Here is a 2,625-nt window from a genome sequence, read left to right on the forward strand (position 1 = left end):
TTTCAAGGCCATTCTCCTTCATGATGGCCAAAACCTTCTCCAATTCCTGGGGGGTCCTGCAAAAGGGAATCATGATTGTAATATTTTCCAACCCAAAATCTTCCCTTGCCATTTTTAATGCTTCACACTCCCAGTTAAAGGCTTCCCGAAATTCTTCGGAATAATACCGTGATGCCCCGCGCCAGCCGATCATTGGGTTTTCCTCATCCGGTTCAAAATATTTACCCCCCAGGAGGTTGTAATACTCATTGGATTTAAAGTCTGACAGCCTGGTAATTACTTTTTTGGGGTAAAATGCCGCTCCAATTTTGGCCACCCCCTGGGCCAGTTTATTGACGTAAAAATCTTTCTCAGACTCGTACCCCGTTATCAAAGTTGAAATCGTTTCGGATAATACCCTGTCGTTTAAATCTTTATGCCTGAGTAAGGCCAACGGGTGAACTTTTATATGGTTATTGATGATAAACTCCTGCCTGGCAAGTCCAACGCCTGCATTGGGGATCTTGCTGTATTGGAAGGCCAGTTCGGGAGAGCCTACGTTCATCATAACAGGTGTTTGTATCGAAGGGAAATCGGAATAGGCAGTTTCAATCATCTTAAAATTAATTTTGCCCTTGTATACTTTTCCGATGCTCCCCTCAGCACAGGACACGGTTATTTGCTGGCCATCTTCCAGTAAATTGCCTGCGCCAACCGCCCCCACAACTGCAGGGACCCCCATTTCCCGGGCTACGATTGCGGCGTGACACGTCCTTCCCCCCTTTTCGGTGATGATGGCAGAGGCCTTCTTCATAAGGGGCTCCCAGTCCGGGTCTGTCATTTCAGTGACCAATATTTCACCTTCTTTAAAATCAGTCTCATCCGAGCTGCCATCCCTGCCATCCAGGGTAAAAATTCGACGTACCGGGCCCGTACCCAATTTGTCACCAACAGCTACCCCCTCCATAATGAGGTCCCTGGAAGAAGCTTCACCTTCTATCTGATATTCTTTGATGATCTCCCCCCCGTTTTGGGAATGTATCGTTTCAGGCCGTGCCTGTACTATAAACAATTCATCGGAAAGCCCGTCAATTGCCCATTCGATATCCATGGGGCACCATTTACCGCGAATCGAGGAATAATGATCCTCGATCTCCTGCACCCATTTGGCCAGCTTTAAAATTTGCGCATCCTCCAGGCAAAATTGTCGCTGTTGTGCTTTGTCTACCCTGACTTTCCTGACCGTTTCAAAAGGCTTATTCCCATACACCATTTTTTGGTCCTTTTTGCCCATCTTCTTCTCTATAATCGGGCTCGATCCCTTGGTCAGGCCTGGTTTAAAGACCAGGAACTCATCCGGGAGAATTTCGCCCCCGACGACCAATTCGCCGAGGCCATAGGCCCCGTTGATCAAAATAACATCCTTGAAGCCACTTTCCGTATCCAGGGAAAATGCCACCCCGGAAGCCCCCAAATCGGACCGGACCATTTTTTGAACGCAGACCGAAAGCTTTACCGAAAAATGGTCAAAGCCTCTTGAAGAACGATAGGAAATAGCCCTGTCTGTAAACAGGGAGGCAAAGCAACTGCGGATGGCTGTCAGCAACATTTCACCTCCGCGGATATTGAGATACGTGGATTGCTGCCCTGCAAAAGAAGCATCCGGGAGGTCCTCGGCGGTTGCCGATGAGCGAACAGCAATATCCGTTGCGTCCTGTCCATAGAATTCGGAAAGCTGGTAATAGGACTTTAAAATGGCCTTTTCAACGGAGACCGGAAACCTTCCGTTCGAAATTAGTTTTCTGATTTCAGAGCCCGCTTTTCTCAGGCTTACTATATCTGAAACATCCACATGGGCCAGGGCCTTTTCTATTTTTTCGGCCAGTTTGTTTTCCTGTATAAAAGCATCGAAAGCATCCACAGTAACCGCATACCCTTTGGGCACTTTTATGTTCTTGTCATCCAGGTTTTTAATCATTTCCCCAAGGGATGCATTCTTACCACCCACCCGTGGCAAATCTGAAATTCCAATCTTATCCAGAAAGATGATGAAGCTTTTTGATTGATCTTGTTTACGGTTCATTAGGTTATTTTTTTCAATTTTACGAAATCGTTTTCGTAGATCGCTAATACATTCGATGTAAAAGACAAAATTCTGATGAAGTGTGTGTTTTTATAAGACTAGTAATCCAGGGAAGTCTTTGAAAGCCCTATTCAAAAAAGTTTGATAAAAACATTGGAAGACCCTGACAACGGATACGATAACTCCGCCATCAACCTAATACAATGCCCTGTTCGGAGGGTGATGTTTGACCGTGGGTCCTTTTCCAAAAGCAAACAGAGAGATAACTGTTTAAAATAGATTACTTTAACAATCTAACGACAATCCCAACCCAGCTGAGAACCATGAAAAAATTCTTTCTAATTCCTGTTATTGCGTTATGCCTGAACAGCTGGCACACCAATATCCCATCTAATGTAATTCAAAGGGTATTCAAGCAGAGAAACTTTTAAAGGATAACCGTGAAACAATTACTTTGGAAAGCCACCCTGATTCTATTTTCAGTGACCATTAGTTCCTGCCTTGGGAAAAATAGTGCCCAAAATGCTAAACCCTCTGAAAATAGTTTCACCGCAGGCACACCC

The 2,625-nt window shown here is 45.1% G+C and carries 1 protein-coding gene; it reads right to left on the bottom strand.

What is annotated here, in order from left to right:
- Nucleotides 1–2,062 (bottom strand): phosphoenolpyruvate synthase (gene ppsA / locus WBV75_RS11795; protein WP_424120791.1); only part of this gene is annotated, 2,062 nt, incomplete at its 3' end.
- Nucleotides 2,063–2,625: the final 563 nt, after the last annotated feature.

Source organism: Robiginitalea sp., from assembly GCF_049588695.1.
Classification (GTDB): domain Bacteria; phylum Bacteroidota; class Bacteroidia; order Flavobacteriales; family Flavobacteriaceae; genus Robiginitalea.